Genomic DNA, 17873 nt, shown 5'->3' with positions numbered 1-17873 from the left:
CATTAGAGCCTGTCGACGCCTCAAGTGGACGACCTTTGCAGGATATGCTGTCTGGTATCCCAGACACTCGCACGGAAGGAGCCGGATGAGCAGCGTTCCTGCCGCCACGGACACCCTGCGGGTCATCAAGTACCTGGCTGGGCACAGCGGGCCCGTGCGCGCGTCGACGGTGAGTCGCGACCTGGAGCTGCCACGATCATCCGTCTACCACCTGTTGCGGGTGATGCAGGATGAGGGATTCGTGGTGCACTCGCCCGAACACCAGGGCTATGCGCTCGGCCCGCTGATCGCCGAGCTCGGGTCCTCGGTGAGCGCCTCCGACACCCTCGCCCGTCTCGCGGGGCCCGTGCTGGGACGCCTCGTCGGTGAGACGAAGCTTCCGCTAGTGGCACACCTCGGGGTGCTGCAGCACAGCGATGTGGTCTACGCGTCGAAGGTTGCGGCCGCCCGAGCGCCGGCAGTCGTCACCAGCATCGGCGTGCGGCTGCCCGCTCACCTGACGGCTACCGGGCGCGCGATGCTCGCTGCGCTGCCAGAGGCGCAGTTCGCTGCTATCTACTCCCCCGGCGAACCGCTGCCGCTGCGCACGACGACGGGACCCGCGGATGTCCCCGCCCTTTCGGCATTGCTGGCGGATGCGCGGGAGCGCGGGTGGGCGGTGGAGGACGGCGACATCAACCTCGACTACGCCTCCGTCGCGGCCGTCGTACTCGACCACAACGGGTACCCGGCGGCATCCGTCGGGCTGACTTTCCGACGCACGATCGTCGACGACGCCGAACTGTCCCGCCTCGGGCGTGCGGTGCGCTCTGCAGCAGACACCCTCACCCGGCGCATCCGCGGCCGGCTGTAGCGACCGGTCCTGCCCCGTCAGGCTCGCTTCTGCTGATGCGCGAAGATGCCAGCGATGACCAGCACCACGCCCACGAGCTCCAGCCAGCTCGGAATCTGGAGCAGAACGATGATTCCGATGACCGTAGCCGTTGCGGGCAGCAGCGAGAGCATCAGCGCGAAAGTCGCCCGAGGGATCCTGGCCATCGCCAGCTGATCGCAGACGTAAGGGATGACCGAGGAGCAGACCCCGACACCGACGGCGGCAAGCAGCAAGAACGGGGCGGTGACCGTCGCGAACGCGTCGACGATCCCGAACGGGGCAACGACAATCATGGCGATCAGCATGGCGGCCCCCAACCGATCGATGCCGGACGCTCCCCCGTTCTCCGCCAGCCGATGGCCGAGAACGACATAGACGGCGAAGAGCGCACAGTTCGCAAACGCGAAGAGAAGGCCCAGCGGTTCTGCCTCGAAATGGACGTCGGCCAGAAGGTACACCCCCGCCACGGCCAGGGCGAGTGCCGCGACGTTGCGAAGCGAGCGGATGCCGACGGCTGCCAGGAAGATCGGGCCGAGGAATTCGATGGCGCCCACCGTGCCGAGCGGCAATCGTTCGATCGCCAGGTAGAACACTCCATTCATCGCTCCGAGCACCACACCGAGGGCTACAAGAAGTCGCCGCTGCTGCCAGTTGGACGAAGCCCAGACCCGCCAGGGCCGACGCCAGAGCGCGAAGATCAGGGCAGCTGAGGCGATTCGGAGCCAGGCGACTCCCATGACGTCGATACTCACGAACAGGAGCACAGCAAACGCCGGGCCGAGATAGTGGAACGTCGCACTCGTGACGAAAAACACCGGGGCGGGCACTCGGTCGGTCAGCGCGCTGAGCTGTACCGGGGTTGCGGATGATGTGCTGGACATACCTCAATGCTGCCAAGCAGCAACGGGTCACGACCATGACGAACAATCGCTGCGGAAGCCTTTGGCTTTGCGGATCGTAAGTGCTTTGTGCGTATTCTTTTATGATGACAGAACTCGACCAACTCGATCGATCGATCCTGCGCCAGCTTGACTATGCACCACGGATGCCGGTGGCAGAGCTCGCCAGGCAGGTAGGTGTCTCGGTCCCGACAGCCCGCGAACGGCTGCGGCGGCTCGAAGAGTCCAGGGCGATCAGGGGCTACCGCCTCGACGTGGACCCTGCGGCGTTGGGGCTTCCCGTTGCCGCGTTCGTCCGGGTCAAGCCAGGGCCGGGTCAGCTGCCGAAGATCGCCGAACTCGCGAAGAGCATCCCGCAGGTGAGCGAATGCCACCGCATCACCGGCGAGGACTGCTTCCTGATCAAGGTGCACGCCACCAACCTGACGACGTTTGAGGAAGTGCTCGACCAGTTCTTGCTGTACGGGCAAACAACGACGTCGATCATCCAGTCGACACCCGTGCCGCCGCGCACACCGGGTATTGCTACACCCGTCAGTTAGCGACAGGCCTGCACACGCCCCCGCGGCGCCTGTGTCCGGAACTGACGGGTGAGGGCCGGGTGGCCCGCTTCGACAAGCTCAGGGAGCGGGTCGGCTAGCGACCCGCGCGCCGCAGCAGCTTCTGCGCGTGCTTCAGGATGGGGCCGTCCACCATCTGCCCGTCGAACTGGAAGACGCCGCGCTCGTTTTCGGCGGCCGCCAGCACCGAGCGTGCCCAGGCGAGGTCAGCGTCACTGGGCAGGTACTCGGCGCGAATGACCGCGACTTGCGACGGGTGGATGCACGCTGCCGCGGTGAAGCCGGAGGCGACGGCATCCGCTGCCTCCACTGCCAGCCCTTCCAGGTCGGGGATGTTCGCGTAGATGGCGTCGATGGCCGCCTTGCCGTTCCCGCCGGCGGCCAGCAGCACCGTCGAACGCGCGTGACTCGCAACGTTGCGGTACTGACCGTCCGGGAAGCGGCTCGACGTGCCGCCGAGGGATGCGATCAGGTCTTCGGCGCCCCACATCAGCCCGACCACGTTCGGCTCGGCAGCGATCGCGGCAGCGTTCAACACCCCGGTCGCAGTTTCGATGAGGGCGACGACGTCGAAGCCGGAAAGCGCTTCAAGCTGCGACGGATGCTCGGCCTTCGCCAGCATCACGGTGCGGTAGCTCGTCCGCGAGACAGCGGTGAGATCACAGTCCAGGTCGCCGGTGCTCGCCGGGTTCACCCGGACCATGGTGCGTGCCGGGTCCAGCTTGGAGACGGCAACAGCCTCACGCGCGTAATCTTTCGCTTCGGCCGAGACGGCGTCCTCCAGGTCGAGGATGACGGCATCCGCCCGCTCCGACGCCTTCTCGTAGCGGTCGGGCCGGTCGGCCGGGCAGAACAGAATGGCCGGCCCCATCGAGAAGTCAGCCATTGTGGGCGTCCTTGCACCAGACCATCACCGAGCGCACGGCGGTCGCCACCACGTCGCCGTGCTGGTTCTTCGCGGTGTGGGTGAGGGTGATGATTCCCTGCCCCGGCCGCGAAGAGGACAGGCGCTTGTCGTTGACGACGGTCTCCGAGTACATGGTGTCACCGTGGTAGAGCGGGTGCGGGAACGTCACCTCGGTGAACCCCAGGTTGGCCACGATGGTCCCCTGCGTGAGCTGGGCGACGGATGCCCCGACCAGGGTGGCGAGGGTGAACATCGAGTTCATCAGGCGCTGGCCGAACGGCTGCTCGGCTGACCAGGCGGCATCCAGGTGCAGTGACTGCATGTTCATCGTCATGGTGGTGAACAGCACGTTGTCAGTCTCCGTCACGGTGCGCCCCGGCCGGTGCAGGTAGCGGGTGCCCAGCTCGAACTCCTCGTAGTAGAGCCCGCGCTGTTCGACGACTTTTTGTTCGCTGGACACTTCTGGCTCCGTGGCCATGACTACCTCCTAGAAACCGAGCTCGCGGGCGATCACCATGAGCTGTACCTCGTTCGTACCCTCACCGATCTCGAGGATCTTCGAGTCACGATAGTGGCGTGCCACCAATGACTCGTTCATGAAACCGTAGCCGCCGAAGATCTGGGTGGCGTCGCGGGCGTTTCTCATGGCCGCATCGCTGGAGACCAGTTTGGCGATGGCCGCCTCGGTCTTGTACGGGAGGCCGGCGGATGCGCGGCGCGCCGCCTCATGCCAGGCCAGGCGCGAGACGTGCACCCGGGACTGCATTGTGGCGATCATGAACGAGATCGCCTGGAACGATCCGATCGGCTTGCCGAAGGTGTTGCGCGACTTGGCGTACGCGACGGATTCGTCAACACAGCCCTGCGCAGCACCGGTCGCCAGCGCGGCGATGGCGACGCGCCCGTCATCGAGTGTCTGCAGGAAGTTCGCGTATCCGCGCCCACGCTCCCCCAACAGGTTGGCCTCGGGAACCTTGGCGTTGTTGAAGGTCAGCGGATGCGTGTCAGACGAGTTCCAGCCGAGCTTGTCGTACGCGGGCTCCACGGTGAAGCCTGGCGTTCCGTTCGGAACGATGATGGTCGACAGCTCCTTGACGGCCTTTCCGTCGTCGCGGGTGGTCTGGCCGGTGACCGCGGTGACGGTCACGAAGCGGGTGATCGGGGTGCCGGAGTTGGTGATGAACTGCTTGCTGCCGTTGACCACCCACTCGCCGCCGTCGAGCACGGCCGTGGTACGCGTAGCACCGGCATCCGACCCCGCCTCTGCCTCGGTGAGGCCGAAGCCGGCGAACGCCTTGCCTGCGGTGAGGTCTGGCAGGTACTCCCGCTTCTGCTCCTCGGTGCCGTGCCGGAACACCGGGAGGGCGCCCAGGCCGACTGCGGCCTCGAGGGTGATGGCCAGCGACTGGTTCTGGGTGGCGATCGCCTCGATGGCGAGGCCCAGCGCCATCACGTCGCCGCCCTGTCCGCCGTACTCTTCCGGGAACGGCAGGCCGAACAGGCCCATCTCACCCATCTGGGCGACCACGTCCATCGGCAGCCGGTGTTCGCGGTCGGCCTCGTAGGAGATCGGTGCGATCACTTCGCGCGCGAAGTCGAGAACGGTGTCGTACAGGTCTTGTTCGTCTTCGCTGAGCTGGAAGGTCATGAGTGTGCCTCTTCCTGTTCTGCTCCCTCCTGGGGAGCGATGGTGTGGGGAGCGATGCTGGCGACGACCTGGTCGAGTTTGACCAGGTCGGCTGGTTTGGCGGTGATGGTGACAATGCCGTCGACGGTGGCGAGGAGCTTGTGCTCCATCTTCATCGCCTCGACTGTGAGGAGGGTCTGGCCGACGGTGACGGAGTCGCCGCTGGTCACGTTCACGACGACGACCGTGCCCGGCATGGGCGAGCGTACGTCGGGGTCTGCCGCACCGGCCACCCTGGTGATGGCGTTCAACTGGTCGGCGAGCTGCTGGGAGCGGCTCACCAGTTTCAGGTCGATCGCGAATCCGTGGTCGCCGACCCATACCGTGTCGCCGTCCACGGCCACGCGATAGCGCGTCACGCGTCCGTCGAGCTCCAGGCTGACGGTGGTGTCGCCCTGCCAGCTCAGTGCCGCCGGCCGCCGTGCGCCGTCGCCGATTGCGATGGTGGCGGCATCCACCGCCCCGGAGATGAGGACGTCGACCTGGTCGGTGGCGGATGCGGCGATGCGGTATCGGGAGGCCACGTGTGGGCCGAGGCGCCAGCCGTCGCGGTGCCAGGCACTTCCCGGACTGGTCTCGCGAGAGTGCACGACCAGCGCGGCGACCGCCAGCAGCGCGTCATCCGCGCCACGGAACTCCAGCGATGGCAACATCCGCTCGATCAGCCCGGTCTCCAGGTTTCCAGCCTGCACTGCGGGGTCCGCGATGAGGTGGCGCAGGTAGTCGATGTTGGTCTCGATGCCGAGCACCGTGGTCGAGGCGAGCGCGCCGTCCAGTCGCGCCAGGGCCTCGGCACGGTCTACACCCCAGGCGATCACCTTCGACAGCATCGGGTCGTAGTTCGATGCGACCTCCAGGCCCTGCACCAGCGACGAGTCCACCCGAACGCCGTCGCCCTGCGGCTCGTCGAGCACCAGGGCGCTGCCGGTGGTCGGCAGGAACCCGCGAGCCGGGCTCTCCGCGTAGACGCGCGCTTCGACGGCATGCCCGGTCAGGCGGATATCATCCTGCACCAGGCTCAGCGGCTCACCGGCTGCGATGCGCAACTGCCACTCCACCAGGTCGATTCCGGTCACCAATTCGGTGACCGGGTGCTCCACCTGGAGGCGCGTGTTCATCTCCATGAAGAAGAAGTCGGTCGGCGCGTTGTCGGAGACGAGGAACTCGATCGTTCCGGCGCCCACATAGCCGACGCTGCGGGCCACCTCGCAGGCGGCCTCGCCGATGCGGGCGCGGGTCTCGGAGTCGAGCAGCGGAGATGGTGCTTCTTCGATCACCTTCTGGTGCCGGCGTTGCAGTGAGCACTCCCGCTCACCCAGGTGGATCACGTTCCCTTGGCTGTCGGCGAGCACCTGCACCTCGATGTGGCGCGGCGTTGCCAGGTAGCGCTCGAGGAAGAGGGTGTCGTCGCCGAAGGCTGCGGCCGCGACCCTGCGGGCGGTGACCAGCGTCTCTGCGAGGTCCCCCGACCGCTCGACGACGTGCATGCCCTTGCCGCCACCCCCGGCCGATGGCTTGATCAGCAGTGGGTAGCCGACGTCTTCTGCGGCCGCGATGAGCTGGGCATCCGTCAGCCCCGGTTCGGCGATCCCGGCGATCACCGGCACCTGATGGGACTTGACGTGCGTCTTGGCCCGGATCTTGTCGCCCATGAGATCGAGCGCGTGCACTCCCGGGCCGATGAAGGCGATTCCGGCTGCCTCGAGGGCGCGGGCGAAGTCGACGTTCTCGGAGAGGAACCCGTAACCGGGATGGATAGCTTCAGCGCCGGTGGCCTGCGCTGCGGCGACGACAGCGTCGATGTTCAGGTAGCTGGCCTGGGCCGGCGCCGGTCCGATGCGCACGGCGACGTCCGCCATCCGCACGTGGCGGGCGTTACGGTCGGCGTCGCTGTAGACGGCTACCGAGCGGATGCCCATGGCACGCAGCGTGCGGATGACGCGGCAGGCGATTTCGCCGCGGTTGGCGACGAGGACGGTGGAGAACTCCTGGGGCAACGGGATCACATCCTGAACAGGCCGAAGGCCGGGTCGGCGAGCGGGACGGTGGAGCAGACGTCGAGGGCGAGACCCAGGATGCGACGCGTGTCGCCCGGATCGATCACCCCGTCGTCCCAGAGGCGTGCGGTCGAATAGTAGGGGTTGCCCTGGCTTTCGTACTGTTCGGCGATGGGCGCCTTGAAGGCGGCTTCGTCTCCTGCCGACCACTCCTCGCCACGGCCTTCGAGTTGTTCCCGGCGGATGGTGGACAGTACCGATGACGCCTGCGCGCCGCCCATGACGGAGATGCGGCTGGCCGGCCACATCCAGAGGAATTTCGGCGAGTACGCCCGCCCGCACATCGAATAGTTGCCCGCGCCGAACGATCCGCCGATGACGACGGTGAACTTGGGCACGCGCGTGGTGGCGACCGCAGTCACCATCTTGGCGCCGTTCTTGGCGATGCCGCCGGCCTCATAGTCCTTGCCGACCATGAACCCGGAGATGTTCTGCAGGAAGATGAGCGGGATGCCGCGCTGGTCGCACAACTCGATGAAGTGGGCGCCTTTCAGGGCTGACTCACTGAACAGCACTCCGTTGTTGGCCACGATGCCGACCGGATGCCCGTGGAGGCGGGCGAAACCAGTCACCAGGGTCGTTCCGTACTCCTTCTTGAATTCGTGGAACTCGCTGGCGTCGACCAGGCGGGCGATCACCTCGCGCACGTCGTATGGTGACTGCACATCGGTGGGGACGACGCCGTACAACTCGGACTCGTCGGCGACCGGGTCGCGCGTCTCGATCACCTCCCAGGCGGTCTCGCGAGGCGTAGGGAGGGTCTCGACGATGCTGCGCACGATCTCGAGTGCGTGGGTGTCGTTCTCGGCCAGGTGGTCGGTGACGCCGGAGGTGCGCGAGTGCAGGTCTCCGCCACCGAGTTCCTCCGCCGTGACGATCTCGCCGATGGCAGCCTTCACCAGCGGCGGGCCGCCGAGGAAGATCGTGCCCTGGTTCTTGACGATCACCGTCTCGTCGCTCATCGCAGGAACATAGGCGCCGCCGGCGGTGCAGGACCCCATGACGGAGGCGATCTGCGGAATCCGAGCCGCAGACATCCGCGCCTGGTTGTAGAAGATGCGGCCGAAGTGGTCACGGTCGGGGAAGACGTCGTCCTGTTTCGGCAGGAAAGCGCCGCCGGAGTCGACCAGGTAGATGCAGGGAATCCGGTTCTCGAGCGCGATCTCCTGGGCGCGCAGGTGCTTTTTCACCGTCATCGGGTAGTAGGTGCCGCCCTTGACCGTGGCGTCGTTCGACAGCACCATGACGTGCCGGCCGTTCACCAGGCCGATCCCGGCGATGACTCCCGCGCCCGGGGAGTCGTCGTTGTACATGCCGTTGGCTGCCAGTGGTGCAATCTCGAGGAATGGGCTGCCGTTGTCGAGCAGTTGGTCGACGCGGTCCCGGGGCAGCAACTTGCCTCGGGAGACGTGGCGCTTGCGTGACTTCTCTGGGCCCCCGAGTGCTGTCTTCGCGAGCCGCTCGTGCAGTTCTGCGACCAGCTGCCGCTGGGCGGCATCGTTGTCACGGAAGGTGTCGCTGTTCGGATCGATCTTGCTGACGAGGGTTTCCATCGACGCTGCTTTCCGCTCCCGTCGCGCGTGCGCGAAATGGTTTCAGTTAGTGCTGGTTAACTAGATTTAGGTTAGTGTTCATTAACTGATTTGTCTAGGACGGGAGCGAGCATGAGCGAGACGACGTTTCCGACCGCCCGCGAGCAGGCGAAGGCTGACCGTCGTGCGGTGCTGCTCGCATCCGCTGCCCGCCTGTTCGCCGAGCGTGGCTTCGATCGGGTGTCGATGGAAGACCTGGGGGCCGCTGCCGGCGTGAGCGGTCCGGCGGTGTACCGGCACTTCCCCAGCAAGCAGGCGGTGCTCGCGGCGTTGCTCGTCGAAGTCAGCGAGCGCCTGCAACAAGGCGGCCATCGGGTGGTGACGGCGGCGCGAGACGATGCGACCGCCCTGCGTGCGCTCATCCGCTTCCATGTGGACTTCGCACTCGCCAACCCGCACGTCATCCGGGTGCAGGATCGCGACCTGGATTCGCTGGCGGATGCCGATCGGCACGCCGTTCGCGCCCTGCAGCGCGGATACGTCGAACTCTGGGTCTCGGTACTGGCACGCCTCGAGCCCGGCACCGACCCGGTCGAGTTGCGCATCCGTTCGCACGCCACCTTCGGGCTGATCAACTCGACGCCGCACAGCGCGCGCCCCTCCCCGCGCGGCGCTACACGCGACCTGCTCGAGCAGATGGCCTGGGCGGCGCTCACCAGCTGAGCGCTGCCGCACTCACCGCTCCCCCGGCACAATTGAGAGAGCTTTTCGGCCATCCGCACTCTTTGAGGGAAGTTTTTCCACCGCGGGACGAGTTTCTCCTCCCATCAGGCGCGATGCGCGGCGGATGCGCGGGAAATCATTCCCATCGTGTGCACGGCGGCGCATAATGGCCGCATGACGGAGCAGGCGGCTGTGCCGCCCGAGGACGTTCACCCGGTTCCACTTTCGATGCGGGCACAACTGCTCGCCACCGAGCATTGGAGCCTGCTCGCGTCGCGCAGCACCACCCAAAGCGAGGTGCTTACCCGCATCAACATGTTCCTGACCCTCGTTTCCGCCGGGCTCGTCAGTCTCGCGCTGGTCGGCCAAGCAACCGGATTCTCTGACGCTTTCATCGTCTTCGCGGTAGTTGTCCTCGGCTTCGTCTGCCTCGTCGGGGTCCTCACCCAGCTGCGCGTGATGAATGTCGGACTGGAAGACCTCGGGTACGTACTGGCCATGAATCGACTGCGTGCCGCCTACGTCGACCTCGATCCGGGTGTTGCGCCGTACCTGATGACAAGCCAGCACGATGACCTCGCCGGCTCGACCCGCACCTACTACTTTCTCGGGAAGCGGAGTGCGTTCAGCCACGTCGCCGGCAGCAGCATGGTCTTCATCTCCGTCGTCAATGCGGCCCTGGGCGGGCTCCTCGTCGCCACCATCACCGGCGCTCTGGCCGCACCTGCGCTGCTCAGCGTGGTGGCTGGTTTCATCTACGGGCTTACCTACTTCATCGTCTCCGCCGAACGTGGACGGGCAGGCTACCTGAGGACGTGGGACAACAACACTCCGCTCAACCCCACACCGCCGGAGTAAGTAGTGACATACCCGACGAAGCTCATCCCGTAGCCCTTTGCTCGCCGCAGGGCGCCCGTCAGAAGGCACCGGGGAGCGTCGCATTCCCTTCGGAGCGATCGTCCTGGATGTCCGGGTCGAGTCCCATCACCGCAATGTCGACTCCGGCAGTGATCAGCAGCTCAGCCTCATGGAGCGTGCCCTCGCCGTGGTTGACGGGAAGCCAGTGGGGAATACCGCTGGTCACGGCATCCGTGATCTCCGCTTTCAGCTCCGCCACCTCACGATTGGCGATGGTGTAGCGAATGCCGCCGTAAATCACGTCGATGCGCTTCATCGTGCACCGTTGTCGTTGGCCGACGGCGCTGCCGGCTCAGGTTCACGCACGATCTGGAGCCCGCCCGGCGTGTTGGCCGACAGCGTCAGCTCCTCAACCCATGCCCGGTTGATCGCAGGCATCCGGCTGCCGAAGTACTTGTAGACCAGCGGGATAGCGGGATGCAACCAGATGGTCGTGCGCCCATCACCGATGCGCGCATCGTCCTTCCAACTGAAGTAGAACGACTCGTTTCGGCGAAGCTTCGCCCCGATCACGATCTGCAGGTGCGCGAGCACACGGTCGTCGAAATCAGCAGTGAACGTTGAGTCATACGACAGCGTCCCCATGGCCTCGCCTCCGTAGCGTGTGTTGTCTCACCCCTTTCCTACCCGCAAACTGCGCACAAAGGTACCCCTTGCCTGCGCCGTCGCACCGTTGAAGACTGGCGGGCATGAGACGCCTCTACTTCGCCGGCGGAAGCATGTTGATGGCAGACAACACCTGCAAGGCCGTGCTCCGCTATGCCCGCGCTTTGGCCGATGCGGGCAAGGCGGATGTGGTGATGCTCCCGGTCGTGACAGAGGGGGGAAGCCTCGCCTACGCCCACCTGCTGATTGGGCCGGCCAGCCAGATGTTCTCGACACCGGTGGAGAACAGCCAGGATGAGCCGTTTGACACCGAGGCCATCGCAGAACTGGAGACGCGGACACTGAAACTCCAGCCGTCACGCCCAACCTGGCCGTCAGAGATGACCGACGTTCCCGACATGAAGGACCTCGGACTCGACTATCCCGACCTTGACGCGGCGACCGGGCACGCCTGACCGACGTCACCGGTGCAGCAGCGGCTGCCCGGTCCGGCGTTCAGGCGTCTGACGTGCAGATGCAGAGCTCGTTGCCCTCGATGTCGGCCAGCACCCACCAGTCGGGGGCGAACTCGTCGGTCAGCAGGAAGCCGCCGGCTGCGACCACGTCCCGCACTCGCTGTTCGGCATCCGCGGTCGGCACGTAGACGTCGATGTGGATGCGGTTGCGATCGGTGCGCGGGGGGTCCATGTGCTGGAACCACACCTTCGGGCCTTGGCCGGTCGGGTCGACGAGGTCGATGTCGCCGTCGCCGTCGGACTCCGATTCCACGTAACCCATTCCAACCCGCCAGAAATCGCGCACCGCGTCGGCATCCACGCAGTCGATCGCCAGTTCGTGCCGCTGGCGCTGAACCGGTTCGACGGTCGCGCCGAGTGCGTCCGCGAGCCCATGGATGCCGCGAGCCAGCTTTATGTCGCGCTCGGTGACACCCCCGGCATCGTGTGAGCTGAGTTCAAACTCGGCCGACCCGTAGCCGAGGCGGATGTCCGGGTGGTGATTCTGCGTATCCGCCAGTTGCGCGACCTGCGCCACCAGGGCCGCCGCGCCCTCGAAGTCGTCGGTCTTGTACTTGCCGTACAGCACGCCGTCGAGGTGCACGAATGCGGTGCCCTCGAGCTCGCTCGCGCTGTTCTGCGGACCCAGTGTTGCCTTCGCGTCGCTCATGTCCCCAGTCTGAGCACCCGGTCGGATGCGGTCAAGGGCGTGAACTCCTAGACCATCGTCAGGATCATGCCCGGGTTCGAGACGATGGTGCCGACATCCGCCAGGAAGCGCGACCCCTGCTCACCGTCGACCAACCGGTGGTCGAACGACAGGCTGAGCGTCATGACGCTGCGCAGCGCGACCTCACCCTGGTACTCCCACGGCTGGCGGCGGATGGCTCCCATCGCCAGGATGGCGGCCTCCCCCGGGTTCAGGATGGGCGTGCCGGCGTCGATGCCGAAGACACCGATGTTGGTGATGGAGATCGTTCCACCACCGAGATCGGCCGGGCTGGTGCTTCCGGCGCGTGCGGTCTCGGTGAGGGTGCCGATGGCATCCGCCAGCCCGACCAGGTCGAGCTGGTCGGCGTCCTTGATGTTCGGCACGATCAGGCCGCGCTGCGTCGCCGCCGCGATGCCGAGGTTGACGTAGCCGAACTGCACGATCTCGCCCGCCGCCTCGTCCCACCGGGAATTCACCGACGGGTTGCGGGAGATCGCGATGAGAATCGCCTTCGCGACGACCGTGAGGATGTTGATGCGGTGTCCGGCGAACGCACGGTTCGCCTTGATCGACTCGAGCAGCTCCATCGTGGGTGTCACATCGACGGTGAGGAACTCGCTGACGTGCGGCGCGGTGAACGCGCTCGACACCATGGCAGCGGCGGTGTGCTTGCGCACCCCCTTGATCGGAGTGCGCGTCTCCCGCTCGCGAGACGATGCAGGTGCAGCGGATGCCGTCGGAGCCTCCGAATGCGCCTTGACGTCGTCGCGGGTGATCAGGCCGTCCGGGCCGCTGCCGGTGACTGTGGCGAGGTCGATGCCCAGATCTGCTGCGAGTTTGCGGACCGGTGGGGTGGAGCGCGGGCGTTCCTTCACCGGTGCTGGGGAACTTGCCGTTGCGACCGGGGTCTCGACGGGCTCGCTCCCCACCGCACGGCCGACCGATGCTGGCGCACCGTTCGGAACCGGCGGCGTGGGCCCAAGCTTTTCAGGCTGGGCCGGCGCGGCCGGCGCGGCCCCACCGCTCCGAGCACGGCGCGTCGGCCGTCCGGTGCCCTCAACGGGCGGCCCGTAGCCGACGAGCACCGAGTTGCGCTCGCCTGACGGCGAGGCTTCGGCGACCGGCTTGCCCGAGGCATCCGTTCCCTCTCCGCCTTCAACCTCGATAGCCACGATCGGCGACCCGACCAGCACTGTGGTGCCCGGCTCGACGAAGAGCTGCGACACCGTTCCGGCGAACGGCGACGGCAGCTGCACGAGCGCCTTCGCGGTCTCAACCTCGGCGATCACCTGGTTGAGCTCGACGGTGTCTCCGACGGCGACGTTCCATGAAACCAGTTCCGACTCGGTGAGACCTTCACCGAGGTCCGGCATTGCGAATTCTTTGACTGCCATGGTCAGGCGCTCCAGCCGGTGAGGGAGTTCTCGCGGCCCATGACGCGGTCAACCGCGTCGAGGATGCGATCGAGGTCGGGAAGGTAGTGCTCTTCGAGCTTCGCCGCCGGGTATGGAACGTCGAAACCGGTGACCCTGGCCGGTGCAGCCTCCAGGTGGAAGAAGCAGCGTTCGGTGATGCTGGCAGCCACCTCGGCCCCGATTCCGCCGTATTGCGAGGCTTCGTGCGTGATCACCAGGCGGCCGGTCTTGCGAACGGATGCCTCCACGGCGGCGAAGTCGATGGGCGCAAGCGACCGCAGGTCGATGACCTCAACCGAGATTCCCTCATCGGCTGCGGCGAGCGCAGCATCCCGAGCGGTGATCACCAGGGGTCCGTAGGCGACGAGCGTGACATCCGTCCCCTCCTGCACCACGTGTGCGCGCTCCATGGAGGGTGCGTTGCTGATGTCTTCATCGACGTCGCCCTTGACCCAGTAGCGGCGCTTCGGCTCGAAGAACAGCACCGGGTCGTCGCAGGCGATCGCCTGGCGGATCATGGTGTGCGCATCCTGCGGGTTCGAGCAGGTGACCACCCGCAGTCCGGCAGTGTGGGCGAAGTACGCCTCAGGCGATTCGGAGTGGTGCTCGACCGCGCCGATGCCACCGCCGTACGGAACTCGGATGGTGATGGGCATCTTCACCTTGCCGCCCGTGCGGTAGTGCAGCTTGGCCACCTGGGCGACGATCTGGTCGAACGCCGGGTAGATGAAGCCGTCGAACTGGATCTCGACCACCGGGCGGTACCCGCGGAAGGCGAGACCGACGGCAGTTCCCATGATTCCGGCCTCGGCGAGCGGGGTGTCCATGACGCGGTCGGCGCCGAACTCCTTCTGCAGGCCATCGGTGACGCGGAATACGCCCCCGAGCGTGCCGATGTCCTCACCGAGGAGCACCACCTTGGGGTCGTCGGCGAGCGCACTCCGAAGTCCGGAGTTGATGGCGGCGGAAAGTGACAACAGGCTCATTTCGCGCCCCCTTCGTACGACGCGAGATAGGCCGAGTACTGGCTCTTCTGCCGCTCCAGCAAGGAGTGCGGCGTCGCGTACACATTGTCGAAGACGGTGAGTGCTTCCGGAGCCTCGAGCCCGTAGCATCCGTCGCGCATCTCCCCCGCGACCGCGTCTGCCTTGGCCTTGACCGCTGCGGACACCTCGTCGGTGAGCAGGCCCCTGGCCTGTAAGAGGCGTTCCAGGCGGATGATCGGGTCTTTGGCCGCCCACTCCTCCTGCACCTCGGGGTCGACGTACCGGCTCGGGTCGTCGGAGGTGGTGTGCGGGCCCATCCGGTAGGTGACCGCTTCGATGAAGGTCGGGCCGTCGCCGCGGCGGGCGCGATCGAGTGCCACCCGGGTGGCCGCCATGACCGCGAGAACGTCGTTGCCGTCGACTCGCATGCTGGGGATGCCGAAGCCTGGGGCACGGTCGGCGATCGGGCGGGTTGCCTGCAGGCCGACCGGTTCAGAAATCGCCCACTGGTTGTTCTGGCAGAAGAAGATCACCGGGGCCTTGAAGCTGGCGGCGAAGACCATGGCCTCGTTCACATCGCCCTGGCTGGTCGCCCCGTCGCCGAAGTAGGAGATGGCGACCGAGTCGACCCCATCCTTCTTGCAGCCGATGGCGTAGCCGGTGGCGTGCAGTGTCTGGGCGCCGATGATGACCGCAGGCGTGGCCATGTTGATGTCGAACGGGTTCCAGCCGTGGTGGCCCACTCCGCGCCAGAGTCGAATCATGTCGGTGAGGTCGGCGCCCCGGCAGTAGGCAACCCCGTTTTCACGGTAGCTGGAGAAGACGAAGTCGTCGGAGCGGAGGGTGCGGGCGGAGCCGATCTGGGCAGCTTCCTGCCCGAGCAGCGGCGGCCACAGTCCCAGCTGGCCCTGGCGCTGGAGGGCTGTCGCCTCCGTGTCGATACGACGAACGACCACCATGTCTTCGTAGAGGGAGACCAGTTGCTCGTCGGTGACGTCGGAAACCCAGCTGTCGTAGCTCGGGTCCGTCACCCGCTCACCCGTCGGGGTGAGCAGCTGGATGAGGTCTTCCGGGTGGCCGAGAAGGTTGAGGTCGGTTGTGGCCTCAGGCACGTTGGTTGCACGCAACATTTGTTTGCTCCGTTGTCGGCGGTTCCCGCTCTTGTGGAGCTCGGGCACCGTTGCCAGATGTTGCTCCAGAGTACGTCGATATGGCAGGAGGTTCAAGCATCCGCAATTTGACTGAGCATAATGCTCTATCGCAAGGCTTTCGACAGTGCTAACGTCACGTTATGCGACGAGTGGACACCACCGACATCCGGCTCCTTCGGGCCATGATCACCGACCCTCGAGGCACCGTCGTGGCGCTCGCCCAAAGACTCGGACTGTCCAGGAACACAGTGCAGGCGCGGATGTCCGGCCTCGAGTCGCGGGGCGCCCTCTTCCCTTTCGATCGCCGCATCAACCCGGAAGCACTCGGCTATCGGCTGACCGCCTTCATCACGGTGCACCTGCACCAGCCCAGCCTGCCGGAGATCGTTGAGCAGATTGCTCAAATTCCGGAGGTCATCGAGGGTTTCGGCCTCAGTGGACCTGCCGACCTGCTGGTGCGCGTGGTGGCCGCCGACGCCGAGGACCTGTTCCGGGTCAACGGCAAGGTGCTCGCCGTTCCCGGTGTCGAACGCACCGAAACCTCGCTCGCGATGGGCGAGCTGATCCCCTTCCGCATGGACCCTCTGCTCGAGGTCGGGCCGCGCCTCACCGACTGAACTCGGCGATAGCATCGAACAACGTCAGCGATCGACGATGACGACGTGCGAAGGAGCGACGGATGCCGGACCAGTCCCTGAAAACCCAGGACCAACCGCACGCGATCGTCGTCGGAGCAGGCTTGGCCGGGCTGGTCGCCGCCGCAGAGCTGGTGGACGCCCGCAAGCGGGTCATCATCGTCGAGCAGGAACCGGAAGCCAGCTTCGGCGGGCAGGCGTGGTGGTCGTTCGGCGGCCTGTTCCTGGTCGACAGCCCGGAGCAGCGCAGGATGGGCGTGAAGGACAGCCGCGCGCTGGCCCACCAGGACTGGTTCGGCACGGCGGGCTTCGACCGCGACGAAGACGATTGGGCGAAGAAGTGGGCTGAGGCCTACCTCGAGTTCGCCGGCGCCGAAAAGCGCGAGTGGCTAGCCGGCTTGGGGGTCAAGTTCTTCCCCGTGGTCGGCTGGGCGGAGCGCGGCGGATACACCGCGAATGGGCACGGCAACTCCGTCCCACGGTTCCATATCGTGTGGGGCACGGGCCCTGGCATCCTGGAGCCCTTCATCGCCCGGGTGCGTGCCGGGGTGGGTGCCGGGCTGGTCTCACTCGCCTTCCGTCACCGGGTCGACGAGCTGATGGTCGAGAACGGCGCCGTGGTGGGCGTGCGCGGTTCGGTGCTGGCGCCGGATGACGCCGAGCGCGGCGAGGCGAGCAACCGCGAGTTCGTGACCGATTTCGAGTACCGCGCCGACGCTGTCATCGTCGCCAGTGGCGGCATCGGCGGCAACCACGACCTGGTTCGTGAGCAGTGGCCGAAGCGCATGGGCACTCCCCCGAAGTCCATGCTCTCCGGCGTTCCGGCGCACGTGGACGGGCGGATGCTGGCCATCAGTGAGAAGGCGGGCACTCGCCTGGTCAATGGCGACCGCATGTGGCACTACGTCGAGGGCATCGAGAACTATGCGCCTGTGTGGGCCAGGCACGGCATCCGCATCCTGCCCGGCCCGTCCAGCATCTGGCTGGACGCAACCGGCAAGCGCCTCCCGGTTCCCCTGTTTCCCGGGTTCGACACGCTCGGCACACTCGAGCACATTCTCCAGGCCGGCCACGAACACAGCTGGTTCGTGCTCACCCAGAAGATCATCGAGAAGGAGTTCGCCCTCAGCGGCAGCGAGCAGAACCCCGATTTGACCGGTAAGGACCTGAAGCTGCTGTTGCAACGCGTGAAGAAGGGCGCTCCGGGCCCGGTGGAGGCGTTCAAGGAGAAGGGCGCGGACTTCGTGGTCGCCGACACGCTCGACGAACTGCTCGCAGGAATGCAGCGCCTCTCCCCCGAGGTGACCATCGACGCCGAGCAGGTGCGCCTCGAGGTCGAGTACCGGGATCGCGAGATCGACAATGCCTTCTCGAAGGACGCGCAGGTGAATGCCCTGCGCCAGGCCCGCAAGTATCGCGGCGACAAGCTGATCCGGGTGGCGAAGCCGCACAAGGTGCTCGACCCGAAAGCCGGCCCGCTGATCGCGGTCAAGCTGCACATCCTGACCCGCAAGAGCCTTGGCGGCATCCAGACCGACCTGAATGCGCAGGCGCTGAATTCTGCCGGCAAGCCGGTGCCGGGGCTGTACGCGGTAGGCGAGGTCGCCGGTTTCGGGGGCGGCGGCATGCACGGCTACCGGTCACTGGAAGGCACCTTCCTGGGCGGATGCCTGTTCACCGGTCGCACAGCCGGCCGCGCCGTCGCGAGACTGTAGGG

Annotated in this window: 19 protein-coding genes; 7 read left to right on the top strand and 12 right to left on the bottom strand. The window is 66.4% G+C overall.

Annotated features, from left to right (window positions below; genetic code table 11):
• The first annotated feature begins 85 nt into the window (after positions 1 to 85).
• Positions 86 to 853, top strand: a complete 768-nt coding sequence (locus tag ACX3PH_RS07060) for an IclR family transcriptional regulator (protein ID WP_459090829.1) — start codon at positions 86 to 88, stop codon at positions 851 to 853.
• Between the two features lie 17 nt (positions 854 to 870).
• Here ACX3PH_RS07060 and ACX3PH_RS07055 read toward each other — a convergent pair whose 3' ends face one another.
• On the bottom strand, positions 871 to 1755 hold the full coding sequence (locus ACX3PH_RS07055) for an EamA family transporter (RefSeq protein ID WP_459090827.1): 885 nt from the start codon (positions 1753 to 1755) through the stop codon (positions 871 to 873).
• Between the two features lie 104 nt (positions 1756 to 1859).
• Here ACX3PH_RS07055 and ACX3PH_RS07050 point away from each other — a divergent pair, with 104 nt between their 5' ends.
• Entirely contained in the window at positions 1860 to 2315 is a 456-nt protein-coding gene (locus tag ACX3PH_RS07050) for an Lrp/AsnC family transcriptional regulator (protein ID WP_459090825.1), read from the top strand.
• Positions 2316 to 2409: 94 nt separating this feature from the next.
• On the opposite strand, the gene ACX3PH_RS07045 is transcribed toward ACX3PH_RS07050, so the two are convergent.
• From ACX3PH_RS07045 to ACX3PH_RS07025, 5 genes are read right to left on the bottom strand one after another with little or no spacing between them, the layout of a single operon-like run.
• On the bottom strand, positions 2410 to 3219 hold the full coding sequence (locus tag ACX3PH_RS07045; protein ID WP_459090823.1) for an HpcH/HpaI aldolase/citrate lyase family protein: 810 nt from the start codon (positions 3217 to 3219) through the stop codon (positions 2410 to 2412).
• Entirely contained in the window at positions 3212 to 3718 is a 507-nt protein-coding gene (locus tag ACX3PH_RS07040) for a MaoC family dehydratase (protein ID WP_459090821.1), read from the bottom strand. Before ACX3PH_RS07040 ends, ACX3PH_RS07045 begins: the two co-directional genes overlap by 8 nt.
• Before the next feature lie 9 nt (positions 3719 to 3727).
• Positions 3728 to 4888, bottom strand: a complete 1161-nt coding sequence (locus tag ACX3PH_RS07035; RefSeq protein WP_459090819.1) for an acyl-CoA dehydrogenase family protein — start codon at positions 4886 to 4888, stop codon at positions 3728 to 3730.
• On the bottom strand, positions 4885 to 6933 hold the full coding sequence (locus ACX3PH_RS07030) for an acetyl/propionyl/methylcrotonyl-CoA carboxylase subunit alpha (RefSeq protein ID WP_459090817.1): 2049 nt from the start codon (positions 6931 to 6933) through the stop codon (positions 4885 to 4887). Before ACX3PH_RS07030 ends, ACX3PH_RS07035 begins: the two co-directional genes overlap by 4 nt.
• Positions 6930 to 8537: a carboxyl transferase domain-containing protein gene (locus ACX3PH_RS07025; RefSeq protein WP_459090815.1), complete on the bottom strand. Its 1608-nt coding sequence runs from the start codon at positions 8535 to 8537 to the stop codon at positions 6930 to 6932. Before ACX3PH_RS07025 ends, ACX3PH_RS07030 begins: the two co-directional genes overlap by 4 nt.
• Positions 8538 to 8648: 111 nt before the next feature.
• On the opposite strand from ACX3PH_RS07025, the gene ACX3PH_RS07020 reads away from it, so the two are divergent.
• Together ACX3PH_RS07020 and ACX3PH_RS07015 are read left to right on the top strand one after the other, a co-directional pair.
• Positions 8649 to 9239 carry an SACE_7040 family transcriptional regulator gene (locus ACX3PH_RS07020; protein WP_459090813.1) on the top strand — a complete coding sequence of 197 codons (591 nt, stop codon included), beginning with the start codon at positions 8649 to 8651 and terminating at the stop codon, positions 9237 to 9239.
• 174 nt (positions 9240 to 9413) lie between these two features.
• The gene (locus ACX3PH_RS07015; protein ID WP_459090811.1) at positions 9414 to 10097 is read left to right on the top strand and encodes a hypothetical protein; all 684 of its coding nucleotides are present in this window, start codon (positions 9414 to 9416) and stop codon (positions 10095 to 10097) included.
• Between the two features lie 58 nt (positions 10098 to 10155).
• On the opposite strand, the gene ACX3PH_RS07010 is transcribed toward ACX3PH_RS07015, so the two are convergent.
• Positions 10156 to 10413, bottom strand: coding sequence for a hypothetical protein (locus tag ACX3PH_RS07010; RefSeq protein WP_459090809.1), 258 nt, complete (start codon positions 10411 to 10413; stop codon positions 10156 to 10158).
• Positions 10410 to 10742 (bottom strand): DUF7882 family protein, encoded by a 333-nt coding sequence (locus ACX3PH_RS07005; RefSeq protein WP_459090807.1) that lies wholly within the window; start codon positions 10740 to 10742, stop codon positions 10410 to 10412. The genes ACX3PH_RS07010 and ACX3PH_RS07005 overlap by 4 nt, the downstream gene beginning before the upstream one ends.
• 104 nt (positions 10743 to 10846) lie before the next feature.
• Here ACX3PH_RS07005 and ACX3PH_RS07000 point away from each other — a divergent pair, with 104 nt between their 5' ends.
• Positions 10847 to 11218 carry a hypothetical protein gene (locus ACX3PH_RS07000; protein ID WP_459090805.1) on the top strand — a complete coding sequence of 124 codons (372 nt, stop codon included), beginning with the start codon at positions 10847 to 10849 and terminating at the stop codon, positions 11216 to 11218.
• Positions 11219 to 11258: 40 nt separating this feature from the next.
• On the opposite strand, the gene ACX3PH_RS06995 is transcribed toward ACX3PH_RS07000, so the two are convergent.
• Genes ACX3PH_RS06995 through pdhA form a run of 4 tightly spaced genes read right to left on the bottom strand, consistent with a single transcriptional unit; the run spans position 11259 to position 15500 of the window.
• On the bottom strand, positions 11259 to 11927 hold the full coding sequence (locus ACX3PH_RS06995; protein WP_459090803.1) for a VOC family protein: 669 nt from the start codon (positions 11925 to 11927) through the stop codon (positions 11259 to 11261).
• Between the two features lie 47 nt (positions 11928 to 11974).
• Positions 11975 to 13363 carry a dihydrolipoamide acetyltransferase family protein gene (locus tag ACX3PH_RS06990; RefSeq protein WP_459090801.1) on the bottom strand — a complete coding sequence of 463 codons (1389 nt, stop codon included), beginning with the start codon at positions 13361 to 13363 and terminating at the stop codon, positions 11975 to 11977.
• A 2-nt stretch (positions 13364 to 13365) separates the two neighbouring features.
• Positions 13366 to 14370, bottom strand: coding sequence for an alpha-ketoacid dehydrogenase subunit beta (locus ACX3PH_RS06985; RefSeq protein ID WP_459090799.1), 1005 nt, complete (start codon positions 14368 to 14370; stop codon positions 13366 to 13368).
• Entirely contained in the window at positions 14367 to 15500 is a 1134-nt protein-coding gene (gene pdhA / locus ACX3PH_RS06980; RefSeq protein ID WP_459090797.1) for a pyruvate dehydrogenase (acetyl-transferring) E1 component subunit alpha, read from the bottom strand. Before pdhA ends, ACX3PH_RS06985 begins: the two co-directional genes overlap by 4 nt.
• A gap of 161 nt (positions 15501 to 15661) precedes the next feature.
• Between pdhA and ACX3PH_RS06975 the strand changes: the two genes are divergently transcribed.
• Positions 15662 to 16138: an Lrp/AsnC family transcriptional regulator gene (locus ACX3PH_RS06975; protein WP_459090795.1), complete on the top strand. Its 477-nt coding sequence runs from the start codon at positions 15662 to 15664 to the stop codon at positions 16136 to 16138.
• A 62-nt stretch (positions 16139 to 16200) separates the two neighbouring features.
• The gene (locus ACX3PH_RS06970) at positions 16201 to 17871 is read left to right on the top strand and encodes an FAD-binding dehydrogenase (RefSeq protein WP_459090793.1); all 1671 of its coding nucleotides are present in this window, start codon (positions 16201 to 16203) and stop codon (positions 17869 to 17871) included.
• Positions 17872 to 17873 lie beyond the last annotated feature (2 nt).

It is taken from the genome of Homoserinimonas sp. A520 (assembly GCF_054489245.1).
The sequence above is the reverse complement of the archived record's forward strand: the minus strand, read 5'-3'. Positions and strand labels throughout refer to the sequence as shown.

Bases quoted from the DNA above. Each gene is read 5' to 3' on its own strand.
- ACX3PH_RS07055 (WP_459090827.1), bottom strand. From the start codon at position 1,755: ATGTCCAGCACATCATCCGCAACCCCGGTACAGCTCAGCGCGCTGACC.
- ACX3PH_RS06985 (WP_459090799.1), bottom strand. From the start codon at position 14,370: ATGAGCCTGTTGTCACTTTCCGCCGCCATCAACTCCGGACTTCGGAGT.
- ACX3PH_RS07015 (WP_459090811.1), top strand. From the start codon at position 9,414: ATGACGGAGCAGGCGGCTGTGCCGCCCGAGGACGTTCACCCGGTTCCA.
- ACX3PH_RS07005 (WP_459090807.1), bottom strand. From the start codon at position 10,742: ATGGGGACGCTGTCGTATGACTCAACGTTCACTGCTGATTTCGACGAC.
- ACX3PH_RS06995 (WP_459090803.1), bottom strand. From the start codon at position 11,927: ATGAGCGACGCGAAGGCAACACTGGGTCCGCAGAACAGCGCGAGCGAG.
- ACX3PH_RS07040 (WP_459090821.1), bottom strand. From the start codon at position 3,718: ATGGCCACGGAGCCAGAAGTGTCCAGCGAACAAAAAGTCGTCGAACAG.
- ACX3PH_RS07035 (WP_459090819.1), bottom strand. From the start codon at position 4,888: ATGACCTTCCAGCTCAGCGAAGACGAACAAGACCTGTACGACACCGTT.
- ACX3PH_RS07000 (WP_459090805.1), top strand. From the start codon at position 10,847: ATGAGACGCCTCTACTTCGCCGGCGGAAGCATGTTGATGGCAGACAAC.
- ACX3PH_RS06975 (WP_459090795.1), top strand. From the start codon at position 15,662: ATGCGACGAGTGGACACCACCGACATCCGGCTCCTTCGGGCCATGATC.
- ACX3PH_RS07025 (WP_459090815.1), bottom strand. From the start codon at position 8,537: ATGGAAACCCTCGTCAGCAAGATCGATCCGAACAGCGACACCTTCCGT.
- ACX3PH_RS07045 (WP_459090823.1), bottom strand. From the start codon at position 3,219: ATGGCTGACTTCTCGATGGGGCCGGCCATTCTGTTCTGCCCGGCCGAC.
- ACX3PH_RS07060 (WP_459090829.1), top strand. From the start codon at position 86: ATGAGCAGCGTTCCTGCCGCCACGGACACCCTGCGGGTCATCAAGTAC.
- ACX3PH_RS07020 (WP_459090813.1), top strand. From the start codon at position 8,649: ATGAGCGAGACGACGTTTCCGACCGCCCGCGAGCAGGCGAAGGCTGAC.
- ACX3PH_RS06990 (WP_459090801.1), bottom strand. From the start codon at position 13,363: ATGGCAGTCAAAGAATTCGCAATGCCGGACCTCGGTGAAGGTCTCACC.
- ACX3PH_RS07010 (WP_459090809.1), bottom strand. From the start codon at position 10,413: ATGAAGCGCATCGACGTGATTTACGGCGGCATTCGCTACACCATCGCC.
- ACX3PH_RS06970 (WP_459090793.1), top strand. From the start codon at position 16,201: ATGCCGGACCAGTCCCTGAAAACCCAGGACCAACCGCACGCGATCGTC.
- ACX3PH_RS07050 (WP_459090825.1), top strand. From the start codon at position 1,860: ATGACAGAACTCGACCAACTCGATCGATCGATCCTGCGCCAGCTTGAC.
- pdhA (WP_459090797.1), bottom strand. From the start codon at position 15,500: ATGTTGCGTGCAACCAACGTGCCTGAGGCCACAACCGACCTCAACCTT.